The organism is Salinimicrobium gaetbulicola, assembly GCF_042676025.1.
Taxonomy (GTDB): domain Bacteria; phylum Bacteroidota; class Bacteroidia; order Flavobacteriales; family Flavobacteriaceae; genus Salinimicrobium; species Salinimicrobium gaetbulicola.
This window is the reverse complement of the sequence record NZ_JBHTJP010000032.1, coordinates 640,748-655,798: the sequence shown is the minus strand read 5'-3', so window position 1 is coordinate 655,798 and position 15,051 is coordinate 640,748. Positions and strand designations below refer to the sequence as shown.

Sequence of the window (15,051 nt, the reverse complement as noted above, 5' to 3'; positions counted from 1 at the left end):
TCTGAAAAATTAATTCTCCGGCTTATATCGCCAGATCATCAGAATAATTCATTCGGATTTTACATAAGAATCTACCGGCTCTTCAAAACCGATAAAAAGCACACACGGATCGCCGCCTTCCTTGCATTTCGCGACATGGGGTTTGTTTGAAGGGCCAAAGGCATAAGTACCTGGTTTAAAACTCTGAGTTTCTTCCCCGTCATAGGTTACTTCCATTTCCCCTGAGATCATTACCATTCGTTCGGCCGAGGTATGCCAGTGTCTTGGAACCGAGGCTCCAGGTTCAAGCTTGAAAAGAATATCTGAATTTGGTTTTGTGGGATCACCATGAAGCACGGTTATATGACAGCCGGCGACATCTAAAGGCGCAGGGCAGGCCATCCAGTTTAAAGAAGCCATTTCATCGTGAGAAACAACTTTTGAATTTCCCATTTCATCTGTTTGGGCCATTGCCACAGTTCCACTTGTCAATACTAGAAGGCCAATTAGAATGGCTTTTAAAGAAAGAATACCTTGAGTTTTCATATGTACATATTTTAGGTTATTAATTTACAACTATATCAGTTGTTTTATTTAATTACCAAAACATGAATAGAAATAGAGGGAGGTACGAAGGAATATTTTATCCAACGAAGGTTAATATGAGGTTAAGTGGTAGGCGGGAGGAAAAAGGGCTTTTTTACTTCTATTAAAGATAGCAAATAAAGTGTAAAGCTGAAGCAAAAGTGAATGGGATTATTCCCATTCACTTTTGAGGATGGAATAAAAGTCCACATTTATTTTTTTGCCATTTTTGATCTCGCATTCCCTCATAGTGCCTTCGTATGTGAAATTGATCTTCTCCAGGGCATTTTTGCATTTGGTATTCTCGCTCACCACATATCCTTCAATTCGGTTCAAACCGAGTTCGTTAAAGCCTTTTTCAAAAAGCATGGGCATCACTTCCTTTAAGATCCCCTGACCCCAATATTCCTTTAGCAGCCACAGGCCGACCTCAGCTTTTTTATGTTCCTTGTCCAGGCCATTAAATCCGCCTGCACCATAGAATTTATCATCTTTGTCATAAATTCCCCACCAACACCCTGTGCCTTCCCTTTTTAAATTTTCATACCACTGCATTTGCTCTTCGGTATCTTCTAGGGTAGGGAAGTGGACATCGTAGTATTGAGTGACCTCAGGGTCAGATAATCCCATATGAATTTTATGAATGTCTGAGGCCTCTATTTCTTTAAGGACGTATTTTCCGGTTTTCATTTGAATTCGTACAGCTATTTTTGAACTTTTATTTCTTAATTGCTTTGAACATGCCAGGTCGGTCATCAGGGCGTTTTTGGTAACCAAATTGCTCATAGAATTGAGTTGCTCCTTCCGCAGCCATTAAACCTATAAAGGAATTGTTATTGCTGTTTTTCGCCAGATAGTCTTCAATGCTTTCCATTATGAGTTTGCCGATTCCCTTATTTTGATAGCCGGGATCTACAATGACATCCTGTATATAAAAATAAATGGCACCGTCTCCAATTACTCTTCCCATTCCAACAATTTGTTCACTTTCGAGAACACAGACCGAAAACAGGTCTTTATCCAGGGCCTTTTCGACCACATCGTTTTCTATAGAGCCCCAACCGGTGGTTTGCCGTAGCGATTGATATTCGCAGACTTCTATTTTTCTTTTTACAATGCTAAAATTCTCCAAAATAGGTTTTTGTGGCATTAGCTAGTTTTAATTTTTTATTCAAAAATGATCTACTTTCTGTAAATAACCGTCGGCTGAAATTTCAATATTTAAAGTGATCCTACTGCCCAAATCGTTCCGGTGCGCCAGGTTTGTTATCGACTATAGCTTCAATTTTTACCATCACTTCAGGAGTTAATTGCCGCACCACATCAAGCGCTTTCAAATTATTCTCTAACTGACTCAATCGAGAAGCTCCTAAAATTACTGCCGAAACATGTGGGTTCTTTAAGCACCAGGCGAGAGATAAATGCGGCATGCTTATACCTAACTCCTTCGATAAGCCGGTTAATTTTCGAACTTTTTCCAGTTTTTGTTTACCCTCTTCACTCGTCCATAGGTCTTTCAACCATTGATAATCAGGTAAGTTCAAGCGGCTGTCTGACGGGATCCCATCATTGTATTTCCCTGTAAGGATTCCACTGGCCAGCGGAGAAAAGGTGGTTGTTCCCAGACCGTAAGTTTCATATAAAGGCAAAAATTCAGATTCTACCTTATCTCTATGCAAGAGATTATACTGAGGTTGTTCCATCACCGGCGGAGTAAGTCCATGCGCCTGGGCTACTGCGTGGGCCTGGGTGATTTGTTGAGCCGACCATTCGCTGGTACCCCAATAGATGATCTTACCCTGAAGAACGAGGTTATGCATGGCGCGCACGGTTTCTTCAATTGGGGTGTCAATATCCGGTCTGTGGCAATAGTACAGATCCAGGTATTCTACCTGAAGTCTTTTTAAAGCCAGATCACAGGCATCACGTACATGCTTGGCACTTAGCCCCAACTGCATTTTATGCTCACCTCCCCAAAATACCTTTGAAGAAACAGCAAATGTATCTCGAGAAAGGCCAAGGCTTTTTATGGCCTCACCCATAATTTTTTCAGATTCCCCGGCCTCATAGCCTTCGGCATTGTCGAAGAAATTCACCCCGGCATCATAAGCCGTTTTTAAAAGGGTTTTGGCATCTTCCATCTCCACTTGCTTACCAAAAGTTACCCAAGACCCCAGAGACAAAGCTGAGACTTTTAAACCGGATCTTCCTAAGCGTCTATATTCCATTATTTCAGTTTTTTAAAAGTTGTTTTAGTAATTTTTTTAATGCCACGTTCAGCATTGACCGGCCTTTAATTAATTTTTATAAGGTGAGGTCTTACTTTCACCTGCAAGTAAACACCATTCCGGGCAATATCCAAGGTTTTTCAGGCAGGGATAAGAATAAGCCATCTCAATTAATTCTATAAGGCAAGGCGTTATTCAGTTTATGTTACCAGGGCAAGTTCAGATCTTTTACTTCATCCCGGTAAAATTCTTCTAATTCTTGAACAAGTTCCTCTGAAATAGGATTGTTGATACTTTCAAGATTACTTTTTAATTGAGCAGTATTTACATTCCCGGGTATAACTGTAGCAACCGCATCAAATGCCAAACAAAACGCGAGTGCCGTTTGGGCAAGATTGTTTTCTGAATTTGTTATCTCCTTAATTCTGTTTACCAGCGTAGCCCTGGTTTGGATATCCTGTCGCGACCAGCGACTTCTAATGTCTTGAAATGTACTTTCAGCGGTATACTTGCCAGATAACCATCCTGAATCGAGAGGGATCTTCGCGATTATTCCCACTTCTTTTTCTTTTGCCATGGAAAATGCCTGAGAGGTATCCTGGTGCAGGATATTAAAAAATGCTTCAATCACCTGGGCATTTGTGGTATTCATAAGTAACTTCATTTCTTCTGAAGTATCTAAAGATGCTCCATAGGCTTTTATTTTTCCCTCCTCAATTAAGCGTTCGAGGATCTCATAATGGTCATTTTTGTTACCATCGAGGTACTGAGCGGGCGGATTATGAATAATGAGGGAATCAACGTAGTCAACCTGTAACCTTTTAAGACTTCCTTCTAATGATTCCCTAATGTAATTGGAGTGATAGTTAGTAATACCTGAATCTGTATGCCCGAATTTTGTGTTGATCACAATGGTATTTCTATCAACGTTCTTTAGCGCCTTTCCCAACCTTTCTTCACCGGTGCCCAACCCATAATTTGGCGCGGTATCAAAAAAATTGATGCCGTACTCTAAAGATCTTTCAACCAGTTTCATGGCATCTTTTTCAGACATACTTTGCCACCCGGAGTTAACTCCCAACTGCCATGCACCCAGTCCAATTTCAGAAACAGGAACAGCGTTACTGATGTATTTGTTGTATTTCATGTTTAGGGATTCGTTTATTTCAATTTCAATCTCATCAACCTGTCCGTTGTGGTCATATACAGGTATTCGTGATTTTTGTCAAAAGCGCAATTAGCCGTGGATTTACCTGTGAAAATAGCCGCAAGATGTTTTCCTTCCGGGCTTATAATGTGAACACCACCCGGACCTGTGGCAAAGATATTACCGCTTTTGTGAATTTTCAGACCATCGGGTAATCCGTTTTTATCTTCAGAAAGAGTTTGAAAATCAAATAATACTTTTCCGTTGTCAAGAGTACCGTCACCGGTAACCTCGTAACTGTATAAAACCGGATTCTTGGGATTGGACTGATTGACGTACAGGGTTTTCTGATCCAGAGATAACCCAATTCCATTAGGCATGGTTAGACTATCTATCAGTACTGAAACCTCTTTCTCAGGATTCACTTTAAACACCCCGTTCATTCCAATTTCACCTGTTTTATTTTCCGGCAGGCCATAAGGAGGATCTGTAAAATAAATAATTCCTGCTTCGTCAATCGCAAGATCGTTGGGGCTGTTGAATTGCTTTCCTTGATACGTGTCAGCTACCGTAGTAAATTGCGGTTCAGGGTTATTGAGATCTGCGTCTAAGCGGGCAATACGCCTGTCGCCATGCTGGCAAATCAATAATTTGCCTTCTAAGTCGAGTATTAAACCATTTGGACCTCTGCCCGAACTTTTGTTCTCTGTACCCGAATGGCCGGCAGATTCGAGGTAAACGCTGAGACTGTCCTTTTCATTCCACTTATATATCTTATTGGCGGGGACATCAGAAAAAATTACGGACTGTAAATCATCGACCCAAAGTGGGCCTTCGCTCCAGTAAAATCCTTTGGCCAAAACCTCAAAATTGGTGTTAGGATCAAGGAAAGCGAGTGCTGTTGAATCGTAAACTTCTATTTTTAATTCCTGTACTGTGGTGTCTACATTAGAAATTGCAGGGTCTTCAGGATTATTTTTATGCTTACAGGAAAGGAAAAAAATGAACGAAAAGGCAATCAAAAAAGTAGAACGGATATACATGATCTTAAATTTATATAAAAGTATAAATTACGTCTGAAACTTTAGGCCAGAGAATCTATTGATTTTATACTTTTGAGATAATGCTTTTAAGCCCAAAAGCTGCTAGTGATATTAATTCTTCTATTAAGCCTGAACGTTCTTTATGCCTTGTGGGACGCTATTTTTGTTTTATAATCAAGTCCAATTTCCTTTTTAATTCTGTCAATCAGGTGACTAACTTCGATGCTGGTTTTTAACGGCAGTTTGGAACTTTCAATTTCACCTCTTAGAAGACAATCATTTACTTCCTCTATCTCATGAATAAATCCATTTCCTTCATATTCCAGGTTGAAAACTTCTTTGGTTCCATTTTGAGTAATGGTGATTTTCTCAGCCTGGTGAAACCTGCTATGAAGCTTTAAAGATCCTTTACTTCCATGAATGTAGGCTTCAGAAGGAGTTTCGGCTTCAAGGGTGGATTCAAGTATGGCTTTCGCTCCATTTTCATAATTTAATAGCATCGAGCAAGTAGCATCAACTTCCGTGGTGGTCATGCGGGCCATACACTTTATGTCAAGGGGAATTCCAAGGGCTAGTAGACTTAAATAAACAGGGTATATGCCCAGGTCCATTAAAGAGCCACCGCCTAATTTTTTATTAAATAGCCTGCCTTCGGGATGTGCGTCTGCTTTGAATCCGAAATCTGCGCGCACAAATAAAATATCTCCTATCGCCTTATTCTCCAGGATCTCCATTAATTTATTAATGGAGGGCATAAAGCGTGTCCATAAGCCTTCCATTAGAAATAAATTCCTTGACCTGGCTTCCCTGACCATAATTTCCACTTCCTGCACATCTATTCCCATGGGCTTTTCGCAGAGTACCCCCTTTCCTTTTTTTAAACACATCATGGTATTTTCAAAATGGAAAGTGTGGGGGGTGGCAACATAAATAACATCTATCTCGGGGTCATCTGCCAGCTCTTCATATGACGTATAAAACTTAACCGACTTATGTTTTTCTCCAAAATTTCTAGCTCTCTCTTCATTTCTGGAAGCTACGGCATGAAGCACGGCAGTATTGGAAAGTTGTAAATCTTCAGCAAATTTATTTGCTATTTTTCCCAATCCTATGATCCCCCAATTGACCTTTTTTTTCATAAGATTACGTGTTGTATTTTATGCTTGCCAACTCAATTTAACGATGGTTAATATCGTAGAAAGATTTAGCTCTGGTTATTGGGTGAAGATAATTAATAAATTCATTGAGGTATTTCCGGTCAAATTAATGACAGATAAAAATTTATCAAATTCCTGATTACACATTTGATGGATATTCCATGATTCCGCATTTCAAATGCCACTTTAGAAGAGAAGCCGATTATTGCTTTTCATAGTTTAGGTGTCAAGTTCTTTTAGAATGTTTTCAGCCGACGTGGTGATATTTTTATAGGCCCTGAAAACCCAGGCCGCCATCACGAACAGAAAGGCTAACAGGATTGGAATGAACAGCCAGAGATCGTTTATGTTCTCCTCAATAAAGAGATCTTTCCCATTCATTATTTTTGAAAATACCGGCAAGATGACCAAAGCGAACAGTATGCCCAGGTACATGTTTAGACGCTGCGTGAACAGCAGTTCATTTTTTGCTCTATAGAACTTCACTAGGGTTTCCTTTACATTTCTCTGGGAGATGTTGAGGCTTTTGGTTCTGTTAATGGACCTCAGGGTTATCATAGGGAGCACCAGCAGCAAGACTAGGCAAATTATTCCGCAGGTCAGGAGGTACCACGTATCAAGTTTTTGGATGTTGAGAAGGATGTAAAATGCACCTGCCAAACAAGTAACCGCTCCCAGGCTTTCAAGGCCATAGATCTTTCTGAACTTATTGGTATACCTTTCTTCTGTCATTTTGATGATCAATTTATCGGTTAATAATTGTTGTTTTTCCACTTTTTGGCTCATGTCTGTCCAAAGTGATTTCATTTCTTCAAATTCCATAGCTGTGTTCTTTAGTGATTTGATCCTTTAGTTTTTGTTTGATGCGGGAGAGGCGCGTGCCGATATTTGTTTGGGTAAACCCGGTGATCGCTGCGATCTCTACATAGCTCCTGCCTTCAAGGTAGAGAAGGATGATCCCTTTTTCAATAAGATTCAGTTTTTTGATGTGGGCATGTAAGATGGCCAGCTGTTCTTCCTCCAGGTTTTCTCTGTCTTCCATTCTATTGAGAAGTTCAGGGTCGAGAGGTACCTGTTGGTCCTTTCTTTTCTCCTTTTTTAAATGGGTGATGCTGGTGTTCAGGGCGACCCTGTACATCCAGGTGCTGATCTTTGAATGGCCTTTAAAGGTAGGATATGATCTCCATAGCTGGTAAATGATCTCCTGGAAAAGGTCCTGCCTGTCCTCCTTGCCGTCAGCATAGACGGAAGCTACTTTATAGACAATGCCTTCGTGCTCTTTTACATGCTTAATGAATTCCTGTTTTACTGTCATTCGGTTTGGTTTACACCTTATTAGTGTAACAGATGTGTGAAAAATCACAGGAAACTACATTTTTTTTCTGAAAAAGGGTTTTTAACCTATAAGCTTTTCAAGGATCTTTTCTCTTATGACCCGGGGGTTTCAAAGTTTTCAAGGGGTATCTTATAGTACTCGTTCGACGGGTTAATTCGAACCGGGTAGTTCGATCCTGATTTCGGTAAATATACATTTTTCGATCATACCGGCTGTAAGGTGCAGGTCAGGCCCGTTTGAATTTGATCTTCCAAAAAATCAAATTAACGAGGTAGACCAAGGCTGAAAATATGGCGATGTAGAAGGCGTAAAATTCAAAATTTGACTTGTGTGCTCCTGTAATGAACTCATAGACATAAAAGCTGTCCTTGTATTCCTCCAGGTCGAACTGGAAGAGGAAGATGAGCGGAAAGCTAAGAACCCCGACCCAGGCCATAAGCCGATGGGTTGACCTGGAAGGGTTAAAATACCGTTGAAGGTCATTTAAAAAGATTAGATGGAGAATCCCGAAGAACAGGGCCGTTATCATTCCAATAAGGTAAAAGAACCCGAAAGTGGAAAGCCTGGCGAAAATGCTCAAACCGGCAGGGACTGTTCCCAGGAATATTAAAAGGGACTTCTCAGATCTCATTTTATGATGGGTAATGTGGTTGTCAGGGTAGATAGATCGAATCTTTAAATGCTTTCCAGTTCGACGGCTCTCCATTGATGATGTACGTTTTTGAATTTTTCAAAAGCAGCGTGATCCCTCCGATCCCTGCTCCCGCAGCACCTCCTAAAACTGCCCCGCCAAATGCTCCTTCGGAAGAGGTATAACCAAACCAGGTATCAGGTTCCGCAGAAGCAGCCCCGGCCATACCTCCAATAACAGCTCCGATCGCAGTAGCTATAAGAACATTATGTTTTCCCGAGCGTTTCGTTTTCACCAGACCAATCTCTTTTATAGGAAATTCCATAGATCTGCCCTTCCTATTTAATGTTAGAGAGGTATCTGAGATCAAAAGGACCTTGCCTTTTCCCAACTTATTTCCTTGCAGGTCAAAGAGCCTTACGAAGAGATCGGGAACTTCGGTTTCAATTTGAGCCATTAGCGGGATACCTGCCATTAAGCTTAGAAAGAGAATGAACTTCTTCATGACCTTAAAATTTTACGCAGGAGGCACTTTCAAAAACTTTGGGAGGCTTATCCCTAAGTTAATCAAAAATGGCCTTTTTGAACAGGGTTCGCCTGGAAATTATCGGCCTAGATCTCTTTGCTTACCAGGTAGATCGTGTAGAAGATATAAAATCCGAAAAGGATGGCCGCTTCCCAGCTGTCCAGCTTCTTTCGTTGGCCGGTAAGCATAGCGATCAATAAGAAAATTGTTCCCCCCAGTAAGATGTACAGGTCTAAATTGAATTTAGGGTTAAAGTCTATGGGCTTAATCACCGCGTTGATGCCGAGGATAAGGAGAATGTTGAAAATGTTCGATCCTATCACGTTACCTATGGCGATATCACTGTTCTTTTTTGCCGCCGCGATCACAGAAGTTACCAGTTCAGGTAAGGAAGTTCCCGCCGCCACTATGGTGAGTCCGATTATCTTTTCGCTTATCCCCAGGTTGTCGGCTATGCTGACGCTGTTAAGGACCACCAGTTGTCCGCCCACCACCAGCCCGGCAAGGCCTATGACGATGAGTCCCCAGATCTTCGCGGTCGAGGTCTCATATGTTTCGGTCTGGACCTGTGGATCACTTTTCAGCTGTTTAAAAACATAGAACAGGAAAAGCCCGAAAAGTACCAGCATGAATATCCCTTCTATCCTGCTGAAGGAGGTCTGTCCTGAAAAGACGAGGTCATTTATCAGGAAAATGAGTATTACGGTAATGATCAGCGAAATAGGGATCTCCTTCCAGGCGGTGGAGGTTTGGACCTTAATGGGAAAGATCAATCCTGCCAGCCCCAGAATGATGAACAGGTTGAAGTTGTTACTTCCAATGATGTTCCCTAGTACGATATCTGAATAGCCTTTAAGAGAAGCAACGATGTTTACGATCAATTCCGGAGCTGAGGTTCCAAAGGCCACAATGGTCAGACCAATGGCAAGATCAGAAACGTTATATCTTTTTGCCAAAGCAGAAGCTCCGTTCACCATCCAGTTAGCCCCGAAGATGAGAGCGGCAAAGCCAAGGATCACAAGTAAACCCGATAGGATCATTTTAAAAATTTTGTGCTAAAAGTATATATAATTCAGATCCAAAATCAGATCGTCTTATAATTAATTTAGTTAAAATGAGGGACCAAAAAAGAGCGGCATACCGGAAGAATTCCTTTATTGTTTCAATAATTCAATTAAATCAAAATATACCCTAAACCCAATACCTAAACCTTCTGCACTTCCTCCGTTAGAATTTAGTCGGCTTTGTGGTATTTCAATTTTCTCCAAAGTTTTCTCTGAATTCAAAAAATTATATTTTAAGAGAAGGCTAAAATGCAAAACTTCGGTCTCAAAAAATTGACCTTCTACCCCCGCAGCAATGCTCAAATAGGAAATAGATTCTGAAATCTTTTGCTGGTCATCGAGCACATATTGTTTACCGGTATCTTTTAATAAATCCCCACGAACATTTATTTCTCCGAAATTGTATTGTGGGATTAGAACCAAAGCAGCTTCATTGTTCCCGAAAATTAACTTTGGCGCCAATGATAGAGAATTGGTAGAAAATCTTGTCTTTAATTTAGAAGGAGCCCTGGCATTTGGGTCATTTGGATTCATTTCATTGTTCTCATTCACCAAACCGTAATAATGCTCATATCCGATTTCTGGGGCAATAAAATGCCATTTAAATAATTGTGTTCCTATATTTAAATTTACATAGGCATTTTCTTCAAAACCTTTATCTCTATAATAGTCAATTCCCCCAAATAAAATAGGTTTTATTTGAGCTTGACCTTTAAAACTAACTATGGTGAAAAGTAACAGAAAAATTATATTTCTAATAGCCATCTAATTATTTTCTTTTGAGGTTTCTCAGTAAACTTATTAAAATTATGTTAACGTAATTACGGGAAACCATAAAAAAACCTTCCGCAGCGGGAAGGTTCTTTGTAGAATCGTGATTTTTTTTACTGGGCATCCATCTGTTGCAGCATTTTGATCCCGTTCTCATTATCAGGATTCATTTCAATGGACTTTTTATAATACTTCACCGCCTTGTCCTTTTCCCCGGCCACCATATAAGCTTCTCCCAGGCTGTCATAGACGTTCCAGGATTCCGGGAATTCTTCCACGTTGATCTTGAAGACCTCGATGGCTTCCTTGACCTTGTCATTCTGCAGGAGGCCGTAACCAATGCGGTTCATTTCAGCTTCATTGAGGGCATAGCTCTCATCGGCTTTCAGCGTTTTGTATTTCTCCAGCCCGGCAGTGACGCCCTGTTCCCTAAAGACCGGGAAGACGGCCATGGCCAGCGACCTTTTGGGCATTTCATAATCTACATCGTGTAATATATTGTTGATGCTCATAGCCATGTCCTGGAGCTTGGTGCCCCCGGTGTTGTTGAGCAGGACCACCAGGTCCTCGTCTTGCGGGAAGCGGGCGATGAGGGTGTTGAACCCGTTGATCCCGCCGCCGTGGGCGATCACATCTACACTGTCTTTTGTTTCTCCAACGGGCAGTTTATTGATCATCCAGCCGTAGCCATAATGCGTAGTGCCCTGGGTTATTTGGGGAGTGAACATGAGCTCCTTTGAGCTTTCACTGAGGATCTCGTTGTTATGCAGAGCACGGTCCCATTTATACAGGTCTTCTACCGTAGAATACAGGGAACCCGCTGCATAAGGCAATGACATATCCAGGTAAGGCGCGTTCACATATCCTTCCCCGTTCTTTTCATATCCCGAAGCGCGGTTCTTGAGAATGGTGGCATGGTGGTCATAGCCCGTGTTCTTCATGTTCAAAGGATCCAGGATGTTCTCCTGCAATACCTGTTCATAGGTCTTGCCGGTAACTTCCTCAATGATATGCCCCAACAGGAAGTAACCCGAATTGTTATACAGGAATTTCTCGCCCGGCGTGAACTGCAGGGTAGAATCGGCGAATTTCTTTACAAAGTCCTTCGGACTATATGGATCGCGGCTGTGTTCCTCGAAAAATCCGGGGAAGGAAGTATAACTGGGGATTCCCGAACTGTGGTTGAGCAAATGATGGATGGTCACCTTGTCGGCTGCCGGACCTTTATAATCTGGCAGGTATGTGGAGATAGGTTTATGAAGTTTCAGTTTTCCCTGTTCCACCAGTTGCAGGATGAGCGCCGCGGTGAACTGTTTGGTGATAGAGCCCAGCCTGTGCTTGGTATTGGGTTCATTGGGAATATCATATTCCATATTGGCCATTCCCAGGCCGTCTGCATAGACGACCTCGCCTTCATGGGCTACCAGCACCGAGCCGTTGAAAAGGCCGTATTCATGGTACTTTTTTAAGAGGTTTTCGATCTGTTGGGCTTTGCCCTGGGCGAATAGAGTGGTTAGACAAAAGAAGGCTCCCATCAAAAGGGCGAATCTTCTCAACGCGATGTATGTATTCATATATGTATTGATTAATTGATTACGAATTTTGCGGGGCCTGTCTAAGTTAACATAAATTATTCACAATGGATAATTTATGAAAGGGTCTCGCTCAGCCCGTCTTAACCCGGCAGATCTTAGCTCGATCATTCTTGAAACTGAAGATTCGCCGGCTATAAACCTTTCATTTTCGGCCTCTGAAAATTGAAAATTTTTTAAACCGAATGGGAGTATTTTAACATTCTTAAAAGAATTTTTATCTATTATTGCCGATTGTTAATTTTTTAAAATTCAGGAATGAGCAGATTTTTATTTATTTCAATACTAGGGCTTTACAGCCTGTTTGGCTACGGCCAGGAGGTCACGGGGAAGGTGGTCGACAATGAAGGAATGCCGTTACCGGGAGTGAACGTGATCGAGAAAGGCACTTCCAATGGCGTGACCACAGATTTTGACGGGATCTACTCGATTCGGGTGGATGAAGACGCAACATTGGTATTCAGTTACATTGGTTTCGAGGAAATAGAGGAACCGGTGGATGGGCGCAGCACTATAGATGTGACCATGACCGGTGGGGTTTCTCTTAACGAGGTGCAACTGGTGGGCTCCCGTAGTCCTAAACGTACGCCGGTAGACACGCCGGTAGCCATTGATGTGATCGATGTGCAGGCGGTGACCACACAAACAGGGCGTATCGAGGTGAACGAACTGCTGCAATACGCGGCACCTTCTTTCAATGCCAATAAACAGTCAGGATCTGACGGGGCAGATCATATTGATCCTGCTTCCCTGAGAGGACTTGGTCCTGACCAGACACTTGTTCTGGTGAACGGGAAGAGACGTCACCAGTCGTCACTTATCAATATCTTCGGGACCCGTGGCCGCGGAAATACAGGAACTGACCTGAACGCGATCCCGGCCTCGGCCATTAAAAGGATCGAGATCCTGAGAGACGGAGCTTCTGCCCAGTACGGGTCTGACGCTATCGCCGGGGTGATCAACCTGGTGCTGAAGGATAATACAGATGAGTTTACAGGGAACATTAATTACGGTTTCTATAATACCGATGCCCAGGGGGATTTTCCGGAAGGTACTCCTAACACAGACGGAAATCGCCTGGATACCGAGCGCGATGGGAACCAGATAGGTGAAGACAAGGATTTTGACGGGGGCTCTTTAAAACTTACCGGGAACTACGGTTTCCACGTAGGGGAGAAGGGGTATGCCAATTTCACGACTGAATATCTTACCAAAAACAAGACCCTGCGTCCCGGATTCGATTTCAGACGCGGCTTTGGAGAAGCATCGATCGAAGGTTTTAATTTCTTCGGAAATATCGCGCTGCCACTTTCAGATAACTCTGAATTCTATGCTTTCGGTGGCCGAAACTATCGCGACACCGATGCTTTTGCTTTTACCCGGAATAATCCTACCGAAAGAAACGTGGTAAGTATCTATCCTGACGGCTTTACTCCGCGAATCACGTCTATCATTACAGATAATGCCGTGACCGCAGGGATCAGGACCACCACTTTGAACGACTGGAAATTTGACCTGAGCAATACTTATGGAGAGAACAACTTCCATTATTATATCAAGGGAACACTGAACGCTTCTTTGGAAAATCTTTCTCCTACCGACTTCGATGCGGGAGGACACAGCCTGAGCCAGAACACGCTGAACATGGATGTTTCCAGGTATTTTGACGACATCATGAGCGGACTGAACCTCGCTTTTGGTGCAGAATACCGGACTGAGAACTTCGTGATCTTTGCAGGAGAAGAAACTTCTTACGCTACTTATGACGTGAACGGAAAGGTAATTACAGATCCTTCCATCCAGGAGCAACCAACAGATTCTCAAACCGGAGAACTGCGTCCCGGAGGTTCCCAGGGGTTCCCTGGTTACAGCCCGGATAACGAGGTGGACAGGAACCGTTCGAACATTTCCCTTTATGCCGACGGTGAGATCGAACTTACCGATGCTTTCTTACTTGCAGCGGCCGCGAGATTTGAGAACTACAGTGATTTTGGAAGTACCCTTAACGGGAAACTGGCCGCCCGCCTTAAGGCCGGGAGCAATGTCAATTTCAGAGGCTCTGTAAGTACAGGTTTCAGAGCACCGTCATTGGCACAGATCTATTACAACCTGAAGTTCACGAACTTCGTGGGCGGGGAAGCACTGGATACTCAACTTTCTCCGAATAACAGTCCGGTGACGGCATCCTTCGGGATTGGTCAGTTACAGGAAGAGACCGCTTTTAACGCCTCTCTTGGTTTCACGGCAGATATTGGCAGCTTTACGGCTACAGTAGATGGTTACTATATCAGCATCCAGGACAGGATCGTTTTGACAGGTAATTTTGAAGCCCCACAGATCGAAAATGTAAAGGCAGCCCAGTTCTTTGCTAACGGTGCCGACACTGAAACTATGGGACTTGATATCGTGCTTACCCATAAAATGAGCCTTGGAAAAGGTACCCTGGCAACGAGCTTTATCGGGAACATCAATGACATGGAGATCACAGATGTAAAGAATGGTAACCTTGATGAAGAGACCTTCTTCGGGGTACGTGACCAGGCATTTTTACTGGCTTCAGCTCCTGAAAGTAAACTAACCCTGAACGTAAAATATGACTTGGGCTGGTTTGACGCGGCCGTGGGATTGACCCGTTTCAGCGAACTTACTTTACTCGACTGGCAGATGTTCGAACCAACCGAAGATTATGGCAGTTTTGCCAACCAGATCGCGGCGGCTTCAGACACATATGATCCTAAGATCGTGACCGACCTGAACCTTGGTTTTAAACTGAACAAGAACTTAAAACTGAATGTGGGAAGCAATAACCTGTTCAATGTGTATCCGGACCAGCAGGATGACTGGACCGAAGGTGGCGGTTATTGGGACACGGTACAAATGGGAATAAGCGGAGCTTATTACTATGCGAAACTGAATGTGAAGATATAAGCTGTTCTGATAAACTTAAAAAGGGATCCTTCGGGATCCCTTTTTTTATTCTATGTGGGTGCTT

The 15,051-nt window shown here is 42.6% G+C and carries 15 protein-coding genes; 1 reads left to right on the top strand and 14 read right to left on the bottom strand.

Translation table 11 applies throughout. The features are described from left to right. Positions 1 to 48 precede the first annotated feature (48 nt). The 14 genes from ACFQ1G_RS04460 to ACFQ1G_RS04395 all read right to left on the bottom strand — a co-directional run bounded on the left by ACFQ1G_RS04460 (position 49) and on the right by ACFQ1G_RS04395 (position 12,041). Positions 49 to 525, bottom strand: a complete 477-nt coding sequence (locus tag ACFQ1G_RS04460; RefSeq protein ID WP_380737071.1) for a cupin domain-containing protein — start codon at positions 523 to 525, stop codon at positions 49 to 51. Positions 526 to 735: 210 nt separating this feature from the next. Beyond that, positions 736 to 1,350: a GNAT family N-acetyltransferase gene (locus ACFQ1G_RS04455; RefSeq protein WP_380737070.1), complete on the bottom strand. Its 615-nt coding sequence runs from the start codon at positions 1,348 to 1,350 to the stop codon at positions 736 to 738. After that, positions 1,283 to 1,714 (bottom strand): GNAT family N-acetyltransferase, encoded by a 432-nt coding sequence (locus ACFQ1G_RS04450; protein WP_380737069.1) that lies wholly within the window; start codon positions 1,712 to 1,714, stop codon positions 1,283 to 1,285. Before ACFQ1G_RS04450 ends, ACFQ1G_RS04455 begins: the two co-directional genes overlap by 68 nt. Before the next feature lie 82 nt (positions 1,715 to 1,796). Further along, a complete protein-coding gene (locus ACFQ1G_RS04445; RefSeq protein WP_380737068.1) occupies positions 1,797 to 2,792 on the bottom strand; it encodes a potassium channel beta subunit family protein in 996 nt (331 codons plus the stop codon). 205 nt (positions 2,793 to 2,997) lie between these two features. Beyond that, positions 2,998 to 3,939 carry an aldo/keto reductase gene (locus ACFQ1G_RS04440; protein WP_380737067.1) on the bottom strand — a complete coding sequence of 314 codons (942 nt, stop codon included), beginning with the start codon at positions 3,937 to 3,939 and terminating at the stop codon, positions 2,998 to 3,000. A 14-nt stretch (positions 3,940 to 3,953) separates the two neighbouring features. Then, a complete protein-coding gene (locus ACFQ1G_RS04435) occupies positions 3,954 to 4,982 on the bottom strand; it encodes an SMP-30/gluconolactonase/LRE family protein (protein WP_380737066.1) in 1,029 nt (342 codons plus the stop codon). A gap of 140 nt (positions 4,983 to 5,122) precedes the next feature. Further along, a complete protein-coding gene (locus ACFQ1G_RS04430) occupies positions 5,123 to 6,121 on the bottom strand; it encodes a Gfo/Idh/MocA family protein (RefSeq protein ID WP_380737065.1) in 999 nt (332 codons plus the stop codon). Positions 6,122 to 6,358: 237 nt separating this feature from the next. Then, on the bottom strand, positions 6,359 to 6,961 hold the full coding sequence (locus ACFQ1G_RS04425; protein WP_380737064.1) for a hypothetical protein: 603 nt from the start codon (positions 6,959 to 6,961) through the stop codon (positions 6,359 to 6,361). After that, the gene (locus tag ACFQ1G_RS04420) at positions 6,951 to 7,454 is read right to left on the bottom strand and encodes an RNA polymerase sigma factor (protein ID WP_380737063.1); all 504 of its coding nucleotides are present in this window, start codon (positions 7,452 to 7,454) and stop codon (positions 6,951 to 6,953) included. The genes ACFQ1G_RS04425 and ACFQ1G_RS04420 overlap by 11 nt, the downstream gene beginning before the upstream one ends. 247 nt (positions 7,455 to 7,701) lie before the next feature. Then, positions 7,702 to 8,106, bottom strand: coding sequence for a hypothetical protein (locus ACFQ1G_RS04415; protein ID WP_380737062.1), 405 nt, complete (start codon positions 8,104 to 8,106; stop codon positions 7,702 to 7,704). A 22-nt stretch (positions 8,107 to 8,128) separates the two neighbouring features. Continuing rightward, positions 8,129 to 8,611 carry a hypothetical protein gene (locus ACFQ1G_RS04410; protein WP_380737061.1) on the bottom strand — a complete coding sequence of 161 codons (483 nt, stop codon included), beginning with the start codon at positions 8,609 to 8,611 and terminating at the stop codon, positions 8,129 to 8,131. Positions 8,612 to 8,718: 107 nt separating this feature from the next. Further along, on the bottom strand, positions 8,719 to 9,672 hold the full coding sequence (locus tag ACFQ1G_RS04405; protein ID WP_380737060.1) for a calcium/sodium antiporter: 954 nt from the start codon (positions 9,670 to 9,672) through the stop codon (positions 8,719 to 8,721). A 114-nt stretch (positions 9,673 to 9,786) separates the two neighbouring features. Continuing rightward, a complete protein-coding gene (locus ACFQ1G_RS04400; protein WP_380737059.1) occupies positions 9,787 to 10,461 on the bottom strand; it encodes a hypothetical protein in 675 nt (224 codons plus the stop codon). A gap of 119 nt (positions 10,462 to 10,580) precedes the next feature. Then, a complete protein-coding gene (locus tag ACFQ1G_RS04395) occupies positions 10,581 to 12,041 on the bottom strand; it encodes a serine hydrolase (protein WP_380737058.1) in 1,461 nt (486 codons plus the stop codon). A 276-nt stretch (positions 12,042 to 12,317) separates the two neighbouring features. Between ACFQ1G_RS04395 and ACFQ1G_RS04390 the strand changes: the two genes are divergently transcribed. After that, positions 12,318 to 14,987, top strand: coding sequence for a TonB-dependent receptor (locus tag ACFQ1G_RS04390; RefSeq protein ID WP_380737057.1), 2,670 nt, complete (start codon positions 12,318 to 12,320; stop codon positions 14,985 to 14,987). Positions 14,988 to 15,051 lie beyond the last annotated feature (64 nt).

What these genes read in the sequence shown, in the direction of transcription:
- ACFQ1G_RS04460 (WP_380737071.1), bottom strand. Translation starts at nt 525, where the DNA reads ATGAAAACTCAAGGTATTCTTTCTTTAAAAGCCATTCTAATTGGCCTT.
- ACFQ1G_RS04455 (WP_380737070.1), bottom strand. Translation starts at nt 1,350, where the DNA reads ATGAGCAATTTGGTTACCAAAAACGCCCTGATGACCGACCTGGCATGT.
- ACFQ1G_RS04450 (WP_380737069.1), bottom strand. Translation starts at nt 1,714, where the DNA reads ATGCCACAAAAACCTATTTTGGAGAATTTTAGCATTGTAAAAAGAAAA.
- ACFQ1G_RS04445 (WP_380737068.1), bottom strand. Translation starts at nt 2,792, where the DNA reads ATGGAATATAGACGCTTAGGAAGATCCGGTTTAAAAGTCTCAGCTTTG.
- ACFQ1G_RS04440 (WP_380737067.1), bottom strand. Translation starts at nt 3,939, where the DNA reads ATGAAATACAACAAATACATCAGTAACGCTGTTCCTGTTTCTGAAATT.
- ACFQ1G_RS04435 (WP_380737066.1), bottom strand. Translation starts at nt 4,982, where the DNA reads ATGTATATCCGTTCTACTTTTTTGATTGCCTTTTCGTTCATTTTTTTC.
- ACFQ1G_RS04430 (WP_380737065.1), bottom strand. Translation starts at nt 6,121, where the DNA reads ATGAAAAAAAAGGTCAATTGGGGGATCATAGGATTGGGAAAAATAGCA.
- ACFQ1G_RS04425 (WP_380737064.1), bottom strand. Translation starts at nt 6,961, where the DNA reads ATGGAATTTGAAGAAATGAAATCACTTTGGACAGACATGAGCCAAAAA.
- ACFQ1G_RS04420 (WP_380737063.1), bottom strand. Translation starts at nt 7,454, where the DNA reads ATGACAGTAAAACAGGAATTCATTAAGCATGTAAAAGAGCACGAAGGC.
- ACFQ1G_RS04415 (WP_380737062.1), bottom strand. Translation starts at nt 8,106, where the DNA reads ATGAGATCTGAGAAGTCCCTTTTAATATTCCTGGGAACAGTCCCTGCC.
- ACFQ1G_RS04410 (WP_380737061.1), bottom strand. Translation starts at nt 8,611, where the DNA reads ATGAAGAAGTTCATTCTCTTTCTAAGCTTAATGGCAGGTATCCCGCTA.
- ACFQ1G_RS04405 (WP_380737060.1), bottom strand. Translation starts at nt 9,672, where the DNA reads ATGATCCTATCGGGTTTACTTGTGATCCTTGGCTTTGCCGCTCTCATC.
- ACFQ1G_RS04400 (WP_380737059.1), bottom strand. Translation starts at nt 10,461, where the DNA reads ATGGCTATTAGAAATATAATTTTTCTGTTACTTTTCACCATAGTTAGT.
- ACFQ1G_RS04395 (WP_380737058.1), bottom strand. Translation starts at nt 12,041, where the DNA reads ATGAATACATACATCGCGTTGAGAAGATTCGCCCTTTTGATGGGAGCC.
- ACFQ1G_RS04390 (WP_380737057.1), top strand. Translation starts at nt 12,318, where the DNA reads ATGAGCAGATTTTTATTTATTTCAATACTAGGGCTTTACAGCCTGTTT.